The organism is Streptomyces sp. DT190, assembly GCF_049846985.1.
In the GTDB taxonomy this organism is placed as follows: Bacteria; Actinomycetota; Actinomycetes; order Streptomycetales; family Streptomycetaceae; genus Streptomyces.
The window spans coordinates 147046-162563 of record NZ_JBNCNM010000014.1 but is presented as its reverse complement, the minus strand read 5'-3'; the positions used below and the strand labels follow the sequence as shown (position 1 = coordinate 162563).

Annotated in this window: 14 protein-coding genes; 5 read left to right on the top strand and 9 right to left on the bottom strand. The window is 71.6% G+C overall.

What is annotated here, in order from left to right; genetic code table 11:
• Positions 1 to 8: 8 nt before the first annotated feature.
• Positions 9 to 590 carry a YdeI/OmpD-associated family protein gene (locus ACPXCS_RS24220; protein ID WP_425947696.1) on the top strand — a complete coding sequence of 194 codons (582 nt, stop codon included), beginning with the start codon at positions 9 to 11 and terminating at the stop codon, positions 588 to 590.
• Positions 591 to 882: 292 nt separating this feature from the next.
• Here ACPXCS_RS24220 and ACPXCS_RS24215 read toward each other — a convergent pair whose 3' ends face one another.
• Positions 883 to 1668, bottom strand: a complete 786-nt coding sequence (locus ACPXCS_RS24215) for a S1 family peptidase (protein ID WP_425947698.1) — start codon at positions 1666 to 1668, stop codon at positions 883 to 885.
• A 216-nt stretch (positions 1669 to 1884) separates the two neighbouring features.
• Positions 1885 to 2490: a YceI family protein gene (locus ACPXCS_RS24210; protein ID WP_425947699.1), complete on the bottom strand. Its 606-nt coding sequence runs from the start codon at positions 2488 to 2490 to the stop codon at positions 1885 to 1887.
• A gap of 344 nt (positions 2491 to 2834) precedes the next feature.
• Between ACPXCS_RS24210 and ACPXCS_RS24205 the strand changes: the two genes are divergently transcribed.
• The 4 genes from ACPXCS_RS24205 (at position 2835) to ACPXCS_RS24190 (ending at position 8534) form a co-directional block, all read left to right on the top strand.
• Positions 2835 to 3650: an SDR family NAD(P)-dependent oxidoreductase gene (locus tag ACPXCS_RS24205; protein ID WP_425947700.1), complete on the top strand. Its 816-nt coding sequence runs from the start codon at positions 2835 to 2837 to the stop codon at positions 3648 to 3650.
• Between the two features lie 546 nt (positions 3651 to 4196).
• The gene (locus ACPXCS_RS24200; protein WP_425947702.1) at positions 4197 to 6566 is read left to right on the top strand and encodes a polysaccharide lyase 8 family protein; all 2370 of its coding nucleotides are present in this window, start codon (positions 4197 to 4199) and stop codon (positions 6564 to 6566) included.
• Positions 6567 to 6720: 154 nt separating this feature from the next.
• On the top strand, positions 6721 to 8304 hold the full coding sequence (locus ACPXCS_RS24195) for an acyl-CoA carboxylase subunit beta (RefSeq protein WP_425947704.1): 1584 nt from the start codon (positions 6721 to 6723) through the stop codon (positions 8302 to 8304).
• Between the two features lie 35 nt (positions 8305 to 8339).
• Positions 8340 to 8534 carry an acyl-CoA carboxylase epsilon subunit gene (locus ACPXCS_RS24190; RefSeq protein WP_383325657.1) on the top strand — a complete coding sequence of 65 codons (195 nt, stop codon included), beginning with the start codon at positions 8340 to 8342 and terminating at the stop codon, positions 8532 to 8534.
• A gap of 152 nt (positions 8535 to 8686) precedes the next feature.
• Here ACPXCS_RS24190 and ACPXCS_RS24185 read toward each other — a convergent pair whose 3' ends face one another.
• The 7 genes from ACPXCS_RS24185 to ACPXCS_RS24155 all read right to left on the bottom strand — a co-directional run bounded on the left by ACPXCS_RS24185 (position 8687) and on the right by ACPXCS_RS24155 (position 15510).
• Positions 8687 to 9268: a GTP-binding protein gene (locus ACPXCS_RS24185; RefSeq protein ID WP_014675207.1), complete on the bottom strand. Its 582-nt coding sequence runs from the start codon at positions 9266 to 9268 to the stop codon at positions 8687 to 8689.
• Positions 9249 to 9830: a DUF742 domain-containing protein gene (locus ACPXCS_RS24180; RefSeq protein WP_425947706.1), complete on the bottom strand. Its 582-nt coding sequence runs from the start codon at positions 9828 to 9830 to the stop codon at positions 9249 to 9251. The genes ACPXCS_RS24185 and ACPXCS_RS24180 overlap by 20 nt, the downstream gene beginning before the upstream one ends.
• Positions 9831 to 9924: 94 nt before the next feature.
• Entirely contained in the window at positions 9925 to 10338 is a 414-nt protein-coding gene (locus tag ACPXCS_RS24175) for a roadblock/LC7 domain-containing protein (RefSeq protein WP_004983065.1), read from the bottom strand.
• Positions 10339 to 10348: 10 nt separating this feature from the next.
• Positions 10349 to 13654 carry a nitrate- and nitrite sensing domain-containing protein gene (locus ACPXCS_RS24170; protein WP_425947709.1) on the bottom strand — a complete coding sequence of 1102 codons (3306 nt, stop codon included), beginning with the start codon at positions 13652 to 13654 and terminating at the stop codon, positions 10349 to 10351.
• Between the two features lie 378 nt (positions 13655 to 14032).
• Entirely contained in the window at positions 14033 to 14608 is a 576-nt protein-coding gene (locus ACPXCS_RS24165; protein ID WP_425947711.1) for a GTP-binding protein, read from the bottom strand.
• Positions 14589 to 14984, bottom strand: coding sequence for a DUF742 domain-containing protein (locus ACPXCS_RS24160; RefSeq protein WP_031121441.1), 396 nt, complete (start codon positions 14982 to 14984; stop codon positions 14589 to 14591). The genes ACPXCS_RS24165 and ACPXCS_RS24160 overlap by 20 nt, the downstream gene beginning before the upstream one ends.
• 112 nt (positions 14985 to 15096) lie before the next feature.
• The gene (locus ACPXCS_RS24155; RefSeq protein ID WP_030851929.1) at positions 15097 to 15510 is read right to left on the bottom strand and encodes a roadblock/LC7 domain-containing protein; all 414 of its coding nucleotides are present in this window, start codon (positions 15508 to 15510) and stop codon (positions 15097 to 15099) included.
• Positions 15511 to 15518 lie beyond the last annotated feature (8 nt).

Genomic DNA, 15518 nt, shown 5'->3' with positions numbered 1-15518 from the left:
GTGGTGCCATGACCGCCGAAGACGACACCGGCCCCCTCGCCTTCGCGACCGTGGCCGAGCTGGACGCCTGGCTGACGGCCCATCCGGCCCCGCACCCCGGGTTGTGGGTCGAGGTCGCGAAGAAGGGCACGGGCATCCCCTCCGTCAGCGCCGCCGACGTCAACGACGTGGCGCTGTGCCACGGCTGGATCACCGGGCAGCGCAAGGGCCTCGACGCCTCGCGCTACCTCCAGCGGATCACCCCGCGCCGCCCCGGCAGCCTCTGGTCCGCGGTCAACGTCCGGCGGGTCGGCGAACTGACCGCCGAGGGCCGGATGCGTCCGGGCGGGCTCGCGGAGGTGGCGGCCGCGCGGGCGGACGGACGGTGGGACGCGGCGTACGCGTCGCAGAAGGAGGCCGAGGTCCCCGACGACCTGGCGGCGGCACTGGAGCGCAGCCCGCGGGCCGCGGCGGCCTTCCGGGCGCTCGGGCGCACGGACCGCTACCTGGCGATGCTCGGCGTCCTGCGCGCCAGGACGCCGAGCGCCCGGGAGTCCCAAGTGGCCTCCGCCGTGGCCGAGCTGGAGTCCCGCGACGAGCCGGACCGCTGACCCCGGCCGGTACCGCGCCCCGCGCCGACCGACACCGCGGGCCGACACTGCCGGCCGGCATCGCCGGGCGACATCGCCGGGCGGCGAGGCACCGTCACCGTGCGGGGACGCCGCACCGGGCGCCACGTACGCACCGGACAGGACCCGGCGTCCCGCACGCACCGACAGGACCCGGCATCCCGCACGCACCGGACGGCCCGGCGCCACGCGGCGCCGGGCCTGATGAACGGTGAGTCAGAAGGTGGACGCCGATGAACGGCGAGTCAGAGGGTGGACGCCGATGAACGGCGGGTCAGAGCGTGGACGCCGCCGAAGCGATGGCGGAGGCGAACGTCGAGACCTCCGTGTAGACGCCGGGTGCCTCGGGCCGGGCGCAGCCCTCGCCCCAGCTGACGATGCCGACCTGGATCCAGCTGCCGGCGTTGTCCTTGCGGAACATCGGGCCGCCGGAGTCGCCCTGGCAGGTGTCCACGCCGCCCGCGTCGAAGCCGGCGCAGATCTCCTCGTTCGCGACGAGGCCGCTGTACAGACCGCCGTAGGCACGGCAGGCGGCGTCGCTGACGAACGGCACGGTCGCCTTCAGCAGGTAGCGCTGCTGGGCCCCGCCCTCCCGGTTCGCGCCCCAGCCGGCCACGGTGAAGTCACCGGTGTTGTACTGCGTGGTGGTGGCGATCTTCAGGGTCGGCAGGTTGATGGGCTGGGCCAGCTTGATGAGCGCCCAGTCCTTGCCGGTGCCGTTGTAGCCGGGGGCCCGCAGCACCTTGGTGGAGCGGACCTGGACCCGGCCGCTGGTGGACTGGAGGTCGACGACCCCCGCGGTGGCGGTGATGCTCGTGTTGTTGCCGGAGCTGCCCACGCAGTGCGCGGCCGTGAGCACGATCTGCTGGGTGTAGAGCGCGCCGCCGCAGCCCATGGAGAGCCGGACCATGAACGGGAACTCACCCTGCGCGGCACGGGTTCCGCCGACGACCGGCGAGGGGGCGGCCTGTGCGGAGGAGACGGGCTGGAGGCTGGCGATCGCGAGGGCGGCGGCGCCGAGGGCCGCGCATCTCTTGAGGGCGGTGAGGAGTCTCTTCAACGTGATGCCTTCCGTGGGGGGTTGACTGGGGAGGTGCAACCGAAGCATCAGATTGACGAGAACATGACAGCAGCATGGGCAAAAAGAACGTCCATGTGCTGGCATGGACTGGTCAATTCTTGCTGCTGGATTATGAGAACGCCGGCGGTTCTCGCACAAGGGGCGCGATCCGGCCAGGCCGGCCCGGCGGGGGTTCGCCGGGCCGGTGCCGCCGGTTCACGCGTTCCGGATCGCCGAGATGTCGAAGCTGAGCTTGATCTTGTCGGAGACCAGGACGCCGCCGGTCTCCAGCGCGGCGTTCCAGGTCAGACCCCACTCCGAGCGCAGGATCTGCGCCTTGCCCTCGAAGCCGACGCGCTCGTTGCCGAACGGGTCCTTCGCGGCGCCGTTGAACTCCAGGTCGATGGTCAGGGGGCGGGTCGTGCCGAGGATCGTCAGGTCGCCGGTGATGCGGTAGTCGTCGCCGCCGAGCGCCTCGGCCTTGGTGGAGCGGAACGTCATGGTCGGGAACTCGTCCGCCTTGAAGAAGTCCGCGCTCTTCAGGTGCCCGTCGCGGTCGGCGTTGCCCGTCTCGATGCTGTCCATCACGACGTCGAGCGAGGCGGTGGAGCGCGCCGGGTCGGTGCCGTCGAGATGGAGCGTGCCGGTGAAGTCCTGGAAGCTGCCCTTGACGTTGGTGACCATGGCGTGGCGGGCCACGAACCCGATCGTGGAGTGCGCGGGGTCGATCGTGTAGTCGCCGGTCAGGGCGGCGAGCTCCGGGGTCACGGCGGTGCCCGTGGCGGTGGCGGTCTCGGCGTCGGTGCGGCTGAAGATGCTCATGGGGTGCCTCCTGCGGCTTATGTTGAATGTTGAACTACCTAACGCGCTCCACCGTAGACCTATTCCGTTCAATGTTCAACATCTTCGGCGGGTGTGTCCGCAACGGATGTCCCGCGGTTCGCCCGTACCGCCGCCTGGCGGCATCCGGCGGCCCCGCACGGGTGGTCCCGCGCCCCGCGGCCGCGGACGGCCGTGGCCTGCGGTTCGCCTGGGTGGCGGGCCCGGCGGCGGGTGAGCGCGGACCGCCGGGGCGGGGAGGTGCGGTGGCGAAGCCCCGGGAGACGGGGTTCCGTAGCAAAGGACCGTAGGGAGACAGACGAGGCACAGCGCAGGGGAGACGACTCGTGACACTCACCGGCTCCGGTTCGGCCTACGACCCACCGGCGGGCGCCACCCCACGCGATCCCGGCGCGCCCGTCCCCGCCCGGACGCGCGTGTACGGGCCGGAACGGCGTCTCGACCGGCCCGTGGCCCTGGTCACCGGTGCCTCCTCGGACGTCGGGGCGGCCACGGCACGGCGCTTCGCCCTGGACGGCTGGCAGCTGCTGCTCAGCGGACACGACCGGTACCGCCTGGAGCGGACCGCCGCCGGCACGTCGGCCGTCGTGCTGCCCGCCGACCTCGCCGCCCCGGACGGCCCACGCCTGCTGGCCCGGTCCGCGCTGCACCGCACCGGCCGGATCGACGCCCTGGTCGCCGGGGCGGGCATCGGCTGGGCGGGCCCCTTCGCCGCCATGCCGCACACCGACATCGACCGGGTGCTGACCCTGAACCTCAACGCCACGCTGCACCTCGTGCGCGAGGTCCTGCCGACGATGATCGCGGCCGGGCGGGGCCGCGTGGTGCTGCTCGACGCGCTTCAGCGCCCCGGGGACCTACGGCAGGAAGCGGTGTACGCCGCCGCCAAGGCCGGCCTGGCCGCCTTCGCCGAGGCCCTCCGCGAGGAACTGCGCGGCACGGGCGTCGGCGTCACCCGCGTCGCCCCGGGCCCGGCCGACGGCTCCCACGCCGGCCTCCCGTCCCCGGGCCACGTCGCCGGCACGATCTTCGACGCCGTCCGCCGCCACGAGGACGAGGCGTACCTGCGCCCGCCCCCCGGCACCCGCACCGGCGAGCCGGGCCCGGGGTTGCTCCGCCGCCTGCGAGACCGCCTGGGCTGAGAGCCCGAGGCCGCCTGCCCGGTGGCCGGCTGCGCCGGTGCCGGACGCTCGGTGGCACGGTGATGCGCGGCGCTCTCCGCGGTACGGGATCCCGACGAGGACGCCCGCAGCGGCCGGTGCCGGGGCTGCCTGTGCAGCCGGTCCGACGGCCGCCCGATCCGGTGTCGATCCGGGCGCCGGACGGCCCGGGGGAGAGCTCCCCTCGCGGCCGCACCGGAAGGTCTGCGGCGCTTCCGGCGCCCCGGTCAGGCGCATGCCGGGCCTCGAACACCTGCACCCCGCTGAAGCCCTCGCCCGCAGCCGCTTCCGGAAGGACCACCGCCCTCCGCCGCCCGCGCCCATGTTCCCCACCCCGCCCCGCAGCTCCGGCCCCCGCCCCGCAGCTCCGGCCCCCGCTCCGGCCCCTGCCCCGGCGGCCGGGGCGCTCTCCCGCAAGAAGCCCGGCGGACAGCGCACCTGCCCCCCGCGTCGGCTCGTTCCGCCATTCCGGTCACTCCGGCCGGATCCTCCGTTCAGGTGAGCGGCTCCCCGTGGTAGGGCATGGGCATGACTTCGCAGCGTCGCCTGTCCCTTCACCGTCAGGGCGAAGCCGCCGGTCCGGCCCGGCCCGGTCGCCGGGCCCTGCTGCTGGCCGCCGCGGCCCTGGCGGCGACCGGGGGCGCGAGGCCCGCGGCCCGGACCGGGGCACCGCCCGAAGACCCGTACGACACCCTGCGCCGGCGCTGGCTCGGCATCGCGCTCGGCACGGGCTACGACCCGGCCGCCGAGCCGTACGCCTCCCGGCTCGCCGGGACCGGCGCACTCGCCCGGGACCTGCTCGCGCGGATGGCCCCGACGGCGAACTCCCTGTGGCCCGGGCACCCCTTCGACCCGCCGGCCGGCATCACCCTCAGCTACAACCGCCTGTGGACCATGACCCGGGCCCACGTCCAGCAGGGCACCGGCTCCACCGGGGACCCGGACCTGCTCACCGGCGTCCTGCGCGGACTCGACCACCTCGCCGCCACCGTCTACCACCCCGCCACCACCCGCTACGGCAACTGGTGGGAGTGGCAGATCGGCAGCCCGCGCCTGCTCCTGGACATCACGGCCGCCCTGTACGACCGGCTGGGCGACGCCCGGATCGAGGCCGCCTGCGCCGCCGTCGACCACTTCGTCCCCGACTCGGCCCTCGGCGACTACTCCGGCACCTCCACCGGAGCCAACCGCGTCGACCTGTGCCGCTCCGTCGCCCTGCGCGGCATCCTCGGCCGAGCCCCAACCAAGATCGCCCTCGCCCGCGACGCCCTCTCGCCGGTCTTCCCGTACGTCACCCGCGGCGACGGCCTCCACGCCGACGGCTCCTTCGTCCAGCACACCTGGGTCGCCTACTCGGGCACCTACGGCCAGGTCATGCTCGACGGCCTCGGCCGCCTCTTCGCCCTGCTCGCCGGATCCGGCTGGGAGGTCACCGACCCGAACCGGCAGATCGTCCTCGACAGCGTCGAGCGGGCCTACGCGCCGCTCATCCACGACGGCCTGGTCATGGACAGCGTCAACGGCCGCGCCATCAGCCGCGGCCGCCTGCGCACCGACGACCGCGGGGTCATGCGCAGCGACCACTACCACGGCCATCAACTCATCGCCGCCATCGCCCTCCTCGCGGCCGGCGCGAGCCCGGCGGAACGCGACCGCTGGCACGCCCGCATCAAGGGCTGGATCGAACGCGACACCGTCACACCCCTGCTGACGGCCCCGCAGTTCGGCGTCGCCACCCTCGCCCGGCTGCACACCGTCGCCGCCGCCCCGGTCCCGGCCGCCCCCGAACCCGCCGGCCACCACCTCTTCGCCGCCATGGACCGCGCCGTGCACCGCCGCCCCGGCTTCACCGTGAACATCGCCATGGCCAGTGACCGCATCGCCCACTACGAGTGCGGCAACGGCGAGAACCCGCGCGGCTGGCACACCGGCGCGGGCATGGTCAGCTGGTGGTCCGGCGCGAGCGACCAGTACACGGACTGGTACTGGCCGACCGTCGACTGGTACCGGCTGCCCGGCACCACCGTCTCCACCCGGCGGCTGGCCGACCGGGAGGGCGGCGAATGGGGCGCGGCCCGCCCGGACGCCCGCTGGGTCGGCGGCACCACCGACGGCACCTACGCGGCGCTCGGCCAGCACCTCAAGGGCCTCGGCTCCACCCTGCAGGCCCGCAAGTCCTGGTTCTGCGCCGAGGACGCGGTGATCTGCCTGGGAGCCGGGATCACCTGCACCGACGGCGTCCCGGTCGAGACGGTCGTCGACAACCGCAACCTCGGCGAGAACGGCACCCCGGCTTTCGCCCGGGGCCCCGGCTGGGCCCACCTGGACGGCCACGGCGGCTGGGTGCTGCTCGACGGGGAGCCGAGGGCACTGCGCGAGGACCGCACCGGCGCCTGGTCCGACATCAACACCGGCGGCACCACCGAGCGCCGCACCCGCCGCTGGCAGACGCTCTGGCTCGACCACGGCACCGACCCCGTCGACGCCCACTACGCGTACGTGCTGATGCCCGGGGCGTCCCGCCGGGCGGTCGCGCGCCGTGCCGCCGACCGCCACTGGCTGTCGGTCCTCGCCAACGACCCCGCCCGCCAGGCGATCCGGGTGCCCTCCCTCGGCCTGACGGCCGCGAACTTCTGGCGGCCCGGCACCGCGGGACCGCTCACCGCCTCCGCGGGCGCCTGCGTGCTGACCGTCGGCGAGGGCCCCGCCGCCACCCTCCGCGTGAGCGAGCCGCCCCGCACCGGGGAGCCGCTGGAGATCACCTGGGACCGCCCGGTGCGCCGGGTCCTCCACGCGGACGAGACCGTCGAAGTCCTGTCCACGGGCCGCAGGCTGCGGCTGCGCATCACCCCCGGCACGGCCTGCGCCACCCACCGGTGTGACGTGACACTCGCCTGAGCGGCTTGTGCGACCCCTACAAGCAGAACGCCCCCTGAGCAGTCGAAACGGCTGCACCCCGGTGTGGTTCTGTTCAGTGGTACCAGGAAAACACGCCGGAGACTGTGAGGAGTCGACGGCCCGCTTTTCTTGGTGGACTTCGTAAGGTCACTACATGACCGTTTTGGATGAGGCGCCGGGTGAGCCGACCGACGCGCGTGGACGCGTGGCCGAACTGCACGAGATCCGTGCGCAGGCGGTGGCCGGACCGAGCGAGAAGGCGACCGAGGCGCAGCACGCCAAGGGCAAGCTGACCGCACGTGAGCGCATCGAACTTCTCCTCGACCCGGACTCCTTCCGCGAGGTCGAGCAGCTGCGCCGGCACCGGGCCACGGGCTTCGGCCTGGAGGGCAAGAAGCCGTACACCGACGGTGTGATCACCGGCTGGGGCACGGTGGAGGGCCGCACGGTCTTCGTCTACGCCCACGACTTCCGCATCTTCGGCGGCGCGCTGGGCGAGGCCCACGCCACGAAGATCCACAAGATCATGGACATGGCCATCGCGGCCGGAGCACCCCTGGTCTCCCTCAACGACGGTGCGGGCGCCCGCATCCAGGAGGGCGTCTCGGCCCTGGCGGGCTACGGCGGCATCTTCCAGCGCAACACCAAGGCCTCGGGCGTCATCCCGCAGATCAGCGTGATGCTCGGCCCGTGCGCGGGCGGCGCGGCCTACAGCCCCGCCCTGACGGACTTCGTGTTCATGGTCCGCGAGACCTCGCAGATGTTCATCACCGGCCCCGACGTCGTCAAGGCGGTCACCGGCGAGGAGATCACCCAGAACGGCCTGGGCGGCGCCGACGTGCACGCCGAGACCTCCGGCGTGTGCCACTTCGCCTACGACGACGAAGAGACCTGCATCGCCGAGGTCCGCTACCTGCTCTCGCTGCTCCCGCAGAACAACCGCGAGAACCCGCCCCGCGCCGAGTCCTCCGACCCCGTGGACCGCCGCTCGGACGTCCTGCTGGACCTGGTTCCGGCGGACGGCAACCGGCCCTACGACATGGCCAAGGTCATCGAGGAGATCGTCGACGACGGCGACTACCTGGAGGTCCACGAGCGCTGGGCCCGCAACATCATCTGCGCCCTGGGCCGGATGGACGGCCAGGTCGTCGGCATCGTCGCCAACCAGCCGCAGGCCCTGGCGGGCGTGCTGGACATCGAGGCCTCCGAGAAGGCGGCCCGCTTCGTGCAGATGTGCGACGCCTTCAACATCCCGATCATCACTCTTCTGGACGTCCCCGGCTTCCTGCCGGGCGTCGACCAGGAGCACGGTGGCATCATCCGCCACGGCGCGAAGCTCCTCTACGCCTACTGCAACGCGACCGTGCCGAGGATCTCCCTGATCCTGCGCAAGGCCTACGGAGGTGCGTACATCGTCATGGACAGCCAGTCCATCGGTGCCGACCTCACCTACGCCTGGCCGACCAACGAGATCGCGGTCATGGGCGCGGAGGGCGCCGCCAACGTCATCTTCCGCCGCCAGATCGCCGAGGCCGAGGACCCCGAGGCCATGCGGGCCCGCATGGTCAAGGAGTACAAGTCCGAGCTCATGCACCCCTACTACGCGGCCGAGCGCGGCCTGGTCGACGACGTCATCGACCCCGCCGAGACCCGCGAGGTCCTCATCAAGTCCCTCGCCATGCTCCAGACCAAGCACGCGGACCTGCCGTCCCGCAAGCACGGCAACCCGCCGCAGTAACCCGGCGGACATCTCAGCCACGGAGACTGACACCCATGGACACGCCTGACATCCGCGTAGAGAAGGGCCACGCCGAGCCCGAGGAGGTCGCCGCCATCACGGCGCTCCTGCTCGCCCGCGCCGCCGCCCGCCCCACGGACCCCACCCCGGCCCACCGGGGCCGCGTCAAGGCCGGCTGGCGCCGCCTGGAGCGCGAGCCCGGCTTCCGCGCCCCGCACAGCTGGCGCTGACCGCAGAACCTGAAAGAAGGCCCCTCTTGGAGGGGCCTTCTTTTTCTTGGGGCGCGGGGAACTGCGCGACCAGCCCGCCACCACCCGCACCCGGCAACGCGACAGCCCCTGGCAGCTCAGAGGCCGCCAGGGGCTGTCCCACAGCGGGAGAACTAACGCAGCCGAGCCATCAACGCGTGCTCGACCAGCGTGATCAGCGCACTCTTCGCATCGGCGCGATGCCGCGCGTCGGTCGTGATGATCGGCGTGTCAGGACCGATCTGAAGCGCCTCCCGGACCTCGTCCGGGGTGTACGGCTGCTGGCCGTCGAAGCCGTTGAGGGCGATGACGAACGGCAGGCCGCTGTTCTCGAAGTAGTCGACGGCGGGGAAGCAGTCGGCGAGCCTCCGCGTGTCGACGAGCACGATCGCGCCGATGGCGCCGCGCACCAGGTCGTCCCACATGAACCAGAAGCGGTCCTGACCGGGCGTACCGAAGAGGTACAGGATCAGGTCCTGGTCCAGGGTGATACGGCCGAAGTCCATGGCCACCGTGGTGGTGGTCTTGTCCCCGGTGTGGGTGAGGTCGTCGATCCCCGCAGAAGCGGACGTCATGACGGCCTCTGTGCGCAGCGGATTGATCTCCGAGACGGCGCCGACGAACGTGGTCTTGCCCACGCCGAAGCCGCCAGCCACCACGATCTTCGCGGACGTGGTGGAGCGGGAAGGCCCTCCGCTAGAGCTTGCGAAGTCCACTGAGCACCCTTTCGAGCAGTGTCACGTCTGGCTGGCCGCCGGCGTTCTCGTCGCCGCCGGGCTGATGGATGGCGACCAGTCCCGCCTCCGCCAAGTCGGCGACGAGGATCCTGGCCACGCCGAGAGGGATCGTGAGGAGCGCCGAGATCTCGGCGACCGACTTGATCTCCCGGCAGAGGTTGCAGATCCGCTGATGCTCGGGCAACTGGCCCTGCATCTGGTGCGGCTGCGCAGTGGTGTGCACCAGCGCCTCGATGGCGAGCTGGTAGCGCGGGCGCGTCCGGCCGCCGGTCATGGCGTACGGACGCACCAACGGATTGTGATGGTTCGACGCCCCGCCGGGCGCCGGCTCGGGGGTGCGGCGCTGCGGCTGCACGGGCTGGATACGAGGGGCCGGAGGCTGGTCGTACGGCGACGGGCCGGGGCCCTGAGGCGCGTACGGCTGCCGGTGGCTCGGGGTGGAGGGAAAGTTGTAACGGTTCGGGTTCTGACCACCGTCGCCCTGACCCTGGGCAGGGCCGTACGACCAGTTGCCTGACGAACCGCCTGGGGGTGTTGCCACTTTCTCCTCCTCCGACTGTGCCTGGCACCCATCGCTGTGGAGCCGCGTCCCGAAACCTTACGGCCACGGGACGCCAAAACGCACCGTCCGTCGATTAGTTGAGCAGGCTCCCCTGGAGCTCCGCACGAAGGTCCGGGGTCAGGACCGTACCGGCTCGGTCCACCAGCAGAGCCATCTCGTACCCGATGAGGCCGATGTCCGCCTCGGGGTGTGCGAGAACCGCGAGCGACGATCCGTCGGAGATGGACATGATGAAGAGGAATCCCCGCTCCATCTCCACAACCGTCTGATTCACGCTGCCGCCCTCGAAGATCCGGGACGCGCCTGCCGTCAGAGACGTCAGACCGGAGGCGACGGCCGCGAGCTGGTCGGCGCGGTCGCGGGGGAAGCCTTCGGACATCGCCAGAAGGAGTCCGTCGGCGGAGACCACCACCGTGTGGGACACCCCCGGGGTGTTGTCCACGAAGTTGGTGATCAACCAGTTCAGGTTCTGTGCCGCCTGGCTCATCGGGCTCACACTAACGCTCCTGGTTGTAGGTGCTGTCAGGACCGAAGCCCTGGCCGTTCGTTTCACTGCCTGCGCTGCGTCCGCGTTGGACACCCCGGCGCAGGTTGCTCAGCCTGCCCCGGACGTCCTCCGGGGCACGGGAGACCTGTGGGCCTCCCTGGGGAGTGCTCTCGGCGGCCCCCTCGATCAGGTTGGCCTTGGGGACACGCCTCGGCAGGCCGGAGGAGGTGACCCCGCCCGCCTTCGGCTTCCGGAGCTGCGAGGCCTGCTGCCACCGCTCGTCGTTGGCCGAGCGCCAGTCGCTGTCGCCGTTGCTCTCCTGCGTGGAGGCCGGCGGCTCCTGGCTCCCGTGCCGTGCGCCACCCGTGCCGTTCGCACCGCCGGCGGTGGCTCCGCGGCGGGGAAGCCCGGCGTCGGTCAGCGCGTGGGCGGCGGAGGGGGCCGGTCCCGGACGCTCGAAGCCTACGCGGTCCTGCTCACCCGCGTCAGCGGCCTGCGCAGATTCCGTTTCCTGGGCCTGAGAAGGGTACTGGTTCGGGTAGCCGTTCTGGTAGCCGTCCTGCTGCGGCCAGTCATCCTGGTGGCGCCGCTGCTCGAACGCCGGGAAGCTGTCGGGCACGCCCGCGCCCTGTCCCGCGGACTCCTCCTGGGCCGGCTCCGCATAGGCGGGGTCCGGGTAGCCGCCGTTCGGCGAGAAGGTGTCGTTCTGCGGCAGATTGCCGTTGGGCGCGTAGTACTGCTCGTCGTACGCACCGCGCTGCGGCTCCTCGTACGACGTCTGCCGCTGCTCCTCGTACGCCGCCTGCTGCTCCTCGTAGGCCTGCCGGCCGTCGTAGGAGGCGGGCTGCTGCTCCGGGTAGCCGTTCCGGCCGGTGCCGTAGTCCTGGCCGTAGCCCTGCTGCCCGCCGAAGTCGTCCTGGTACGCGGGCGCCTCGGCCTGCTCCTGGGCGTTCGGGCCGGACAGGGCGGGCTGCTCGTCGTGGGACTGGGCCTCCAGGGCCGCCCGGCGCTCCTCGCGCATCAGGGAGCGGCCGACGGGGTCCAGCTCGCGTATGTCGTCGGGGACGTCGGAGTAGCGGCTGTCGTCGAAGCCGAGCTCCGCGGCGGTGCGCAGGGGCTGGCCGAAGTTCTCGCCGCCGAAGTTCTGCTCCGGGATGATCTGCGAGACCGTGAACTCGTCGCGGTCCACGTGCTGTTCGCCGCCACCGCCGTGCGTGATGGCGTCCGGCAGCATGACCAGCGAGGTGGTGCCGGCCTGCTCGCCCGAGGGGCGCAGCTGGACGCGGATGCCGTGCCGGTCGGACAGCCGGCCGACCACGAACAGACCCATGCGCTGCGAGATCGCGGCGTCCACGGTCGGCGGGTTGGCCAGCTTGTGGTTGATGTCCGCGAAGTCCTCGGCGGTCAGGCCGATGCCCTTGTCGTGGATCTCGATCATCACGCGGCCGTCGGGCAGCCGGGTCGCGGTGACGCGGACCTTGGTCTGCGGGGAGGAGAACGTGGTCGCGTTCTCCAGCAGCTCGGCGAGCAGGTGCACGAGGTCGGTCACGGCCCGGCCGTGGATCTCGGCCTCCGGCACGCCCGACAGCTCGATGCGCTCGTACTGCTCCACCTCGGAGGAGGCGGCGCGCAGCACGTCGATCAGCGGCACCGGCTGGTCCCAGCGGCGGCCGGGCTCCTCGCCGGCGAGGACCAGGAGGTTCTCGCCGTTGCGGCGCATACGGGTCGCCAGGTGGTCCAGCTTGAAGAGGTTCTCCAGCTGGTCCGGGTCGGCCTCGTTGTTCTCCAGGTCGGTGATCAGGGTCAGCTGGCCCTCGATCAGCGACTGGTTGCGGCGCGAGAGGTTGGTGAAGATCGCGTTGATGTTGCCCCGCAGCAGGGCCTGCTCGGCGGCGAGCCGGACGGCCTCGCGGTGGACCTGGTCGAAGGCGCGGGCGACTTCGCCGATCTCGTCCGTGGTGGTGATCGGGATCGCCTGCACGCGGGTGTCGACGCGGCCCGGGTCGGTCCGCGAGAGCTGGTCGACCAGCATCGGCAGGCGCTGCTCGGCGATGCCGAAGGCGGCGTTGCGCAGCTGGCGCATCGAGCGGCTCATCTGGCGGGCGACCGCGCCGGCCAGGATGAAGGCCAGCAGGAGGGCGACCACGACCGCGGCACCGGTGATGTAGGCGTCGCGCTGGGCGCCGTCGGCGATGTCCGAGGCCTCGCTCACGGCCTTGTCGGCGAGGTCCGTCTCGATCTTCTCGTACGCGTTGAACTTGAGGGTGTTGACCGCCCACCAGTTCTCGGCGGTGACGCCCTTCTCGGCGAGGGCGGCGCGGGCGCTCGGGTCCGTGCTCTGCAGCGTCGCGACGGCCGAGACCATCGTCGTCGGGTTCGACGGCGGGGCGACGTAGTCCGGGTTCTTGGCCTTGGCCTCCCGGGCCATCGCGGCGCCGTCGGTCCTGAGCTTGGCCTCGGCTTCCTTCAGCTTGGCCGCGTCCTGCTCGGTGCCACCGCCGATGTACTCCTGCATGGCGATGCGCTCGAGGTAGGCGTACGAGGACAGGGCGATGCGCTGGCTGGCCAGGTTGCCGTCGTCGGGGCCCGGCTTGACCAGGATGTGCATGCCGATGGAGCGCTGCAGCGACAGGGCCGCCTTGGTGAGCTCCATGGCGTACACGGTCCGGCCGTAGCTGGTGATGTTGCCGGTGCCGAGGCCGAGTTCGTTGGCGAACTCGGTCAGCGGGTGGGCCACCTCGACGTAGCCCTCTTCGGTCTGGACGCCCTTGAGCTTGGAGGTGTAGGCGACCTGGCGCAGGGTCTGCAGCTTCGGCTCGGCCTCGCGGAACAGCTTCAGCCGCCGCTCCAGGCCGGGCTTGGCCGGCATGCTCTGTGCGGCGGCGTCGAAGGCGTCGGCGGCGGCGTCGGTGGCCTTGCGCACCTCGGTGACGGTCGCCTTGTCCTGGGCGGTCTGGGCGCTGCCCTTCAGCAGGGGCGCCGCGGAGGCGTCACGCTCGTTGTAGAGGGCGTTGGCGTAGAGCAGCGAGGCGCGGACCAGGCGCGCGGTGTTCTCGGCGTCCTCGGCTTCCTGCCAGGTGTCGATCGAGCTCTTCACCTGGAAGCCGCCCATGACGAGGCCGACCAGCACGGGTATGAGCAGGATCGCGTTCAGCCTGGTCGCCACGCGCCAGTTGCGCGGGGAGAGACGACCACCGCTCCGGTCGGGTGCGGCCGCCGGCTCCGAACCGGGCACGGGGGCGGGCGCCGCTGTGCGCGGCGGCGGGGTGAAGTTGCCCCGGGCCGACGGCTCGGGACTGTTCTTGCTTCGCCTCACTCGACCAACAACCTCTCGGCGGTCGGCACCAACCATGTGCCGCAGTGTCTCAGAGCCCAACCACGTCCTCGGTGGACGAGTACGTCATTGACTATTGGGCAGTTCAGGCATTCCAGCACGACGACCTGCGCTCTTCCAAACAGTCGAGGGCAGTGATTCCGGGGTGCGCGAGCCCCAGATAAAACGGTCATAAAGAGCGAGCCCCGCCAAAAGGCGGGGCGATTGTGCGCGCAGCGAGACCGGATGTGCGCGACGCGTGGCCGTACCACCCCAGTTCTCTGCCGAAACGTTATGAACACCTTGGCCGACCGTGTCAAAGGACACAGCCGGCTCCGGTGTATCTACGACAACTGCCGTATATCGCCTCAGAATTGGGTGCTACCTCAGCCGGGCCATCAGGGCGTGCTCGACCAGCGTGATCAGGGCACTCTTCGCGTCGGCGCGATGCCGGGCGTCCGTGGTGATGATGGGGGTGTCCGGACCGATCTGGAGCGCCTCGCGCACCTCGTCGGGCGTGTACGGCTGCTGGCCGTCGAAGCCGTTGAGGGCGATGACGAACGGCAGGCCGCTGTTCTCGAAGTAGTCCACCGCCGGGAAGCAGTCGGCCAGGCGCCGGGTGTCCACGAGCACCACCGCGCCGATGGCGCCGCGCACCAGGTCGTCCCACATGAACCAGAAGCGGTCCTGGCCCGGCGTACCGAAGAGGTACAGGATCAGGTCCTGGTCCAGGGTGATACGGCCGAAGTCCATGGCCACCGTGGTGGTGGTCTTGTCCCCGGTGTGGGTCAGGTCGTCGATCCCCGCGCTGGCCGAGGTCATCACGGCCTCGGTGCGCAGCGGATTGATCTCCGAGACGGCGCCGACGAACGTGGTCTTGCCCACGCCGAAGCCGCCCGCCACCACGATCTTCGCGGAGGTGGTGGAACGACCCGAGTCAGAGCTTGCGAAGTCCACTGAGCACCCTTTCGAGCAGTGTCACGTCGGGCGCACCGGTGGCCTCGTCGCCACCCGGCTGGTGGATCGCCACGAGACCCGCCTCCGCGAGGTCCGCGACCAGGATGCGCGCCACACCCAGCGGCATGTTGAGGAGAGCGGAGACCTCGGCCACCGACTTGACCTCACGGCACAGGTGGCAGATCCGCTGGTGCTCCGGGAGCAGGCCCATGAGCGCGGCGGGGTCCGCGGTCGTACTGATCAGTGCCTCGATGGCGAGCTGATAGCGCGGCCGGGTCCGGCCGCCGGTCATGGCGTACGGCCGTACCAGCGGCTGGTCGCCCTCGTCCTCGTACGGCTCCGCGTACGGATCATGAGAGGCGGTGGGCGGGGTCATGGGTCCTCCGGGCGGGACAGCAAGTCGGTCAGATCAAGCCGTCTGACGAGGCCTGTGTGGGGTGTGTGGCGGCCGGACGGTGATGTGGTGAGACGGGTGGTGCCGGGGCCGATCAGTGGAGCAGACTGCCTTGGAGCTCGGCTCGCAGGTCGGGGGTCAGGACCGCGCCCGCGCGGTCGACCAGGAGCGCCATTTCGTAGCCGACGAGGCCGATGTCGCACTCGGGGTGGGCGAGTACGGCCAGGGACGAGCCGTCCGAGACGGACATGAGGAAGAGGAATCCTCGTTCCATCTCGACGACCGTCTGGGCCACCTCGCCGCCCTCGAAGATGCGCGAGGCGCCCGCCGTCAGGGACGTCAGCCCCGAGGCGACGGCCGCGAGCTGGTCCGCGCGGTCGCGCGGGAAGCCCTCCGACATCGCCAGGAGGAGACCGTCGGCGGACACGACGACGGTGTGGGACACCCCGGGGGTGTTGTCCACGAAGTTGGTGATCAACCAGTTGAGGTTCTGTGCCGCCTGGCTCATCGGACTCA

Coding starts and splice junctions, on each gene's coding strand:
- ACPXCS_RS24220 (WP_425947696.1), top strand. CDS start 9: ATGACCGCCGAAGACGACACCGGCCCCCTCGCCTTCGCGACCGTGGCC.
- ACPXCS_RS24195 (WP_425947704.1), top strand. CDS start 6,721: ATGACCGTTTTGGATGAGGCGCCGGGTGAGCCGACCGACGCGCGTGGA.
- ACPXCS_RS24175 (WP_004983065.1), bottom strand. CDS start 10,338: ATGAGCCAGGCGGCACAGAACCTGAACTGGTTGATCACCAACTTCGTG.
- ACPXCS_RS24210 (WP_425947699.1), bottom strand. CDS start 2,490: ATGAGCATCTTCAGCCGCACCGACGCCGAGACCGCCACCGCCACGGGC.
- ACPXCS_RS24160 (WP_031121441.1), bottom strand. CDS start 14,984: ATGACCCCGCCCACCGCCTCTCATGATCCGTACGCGGAGCCGTACGAG.
- ACPXCS_RS24155 (WP_030851929.1), bottom strand. CDS start 15,510: ATGAGCCAGGCGGCACAGAACCTCAACTGGTTGATCACCAACTTCGTG.
- ACPXCS_RS24190 (WP_383325657.1), top strand. CDS start 8,340: ATGGACACGCCTGACATCCGCGTAGAGAAGGGCCACGCCGAGCCCGAG.
- ACPXCS_RS24200 (WP_425947702.1), top strand. CDS start 4,197: ATGACTTCGCAGCGTCGCCTGTCCCTTCACCGTCAGGGCGAAGCCGCC.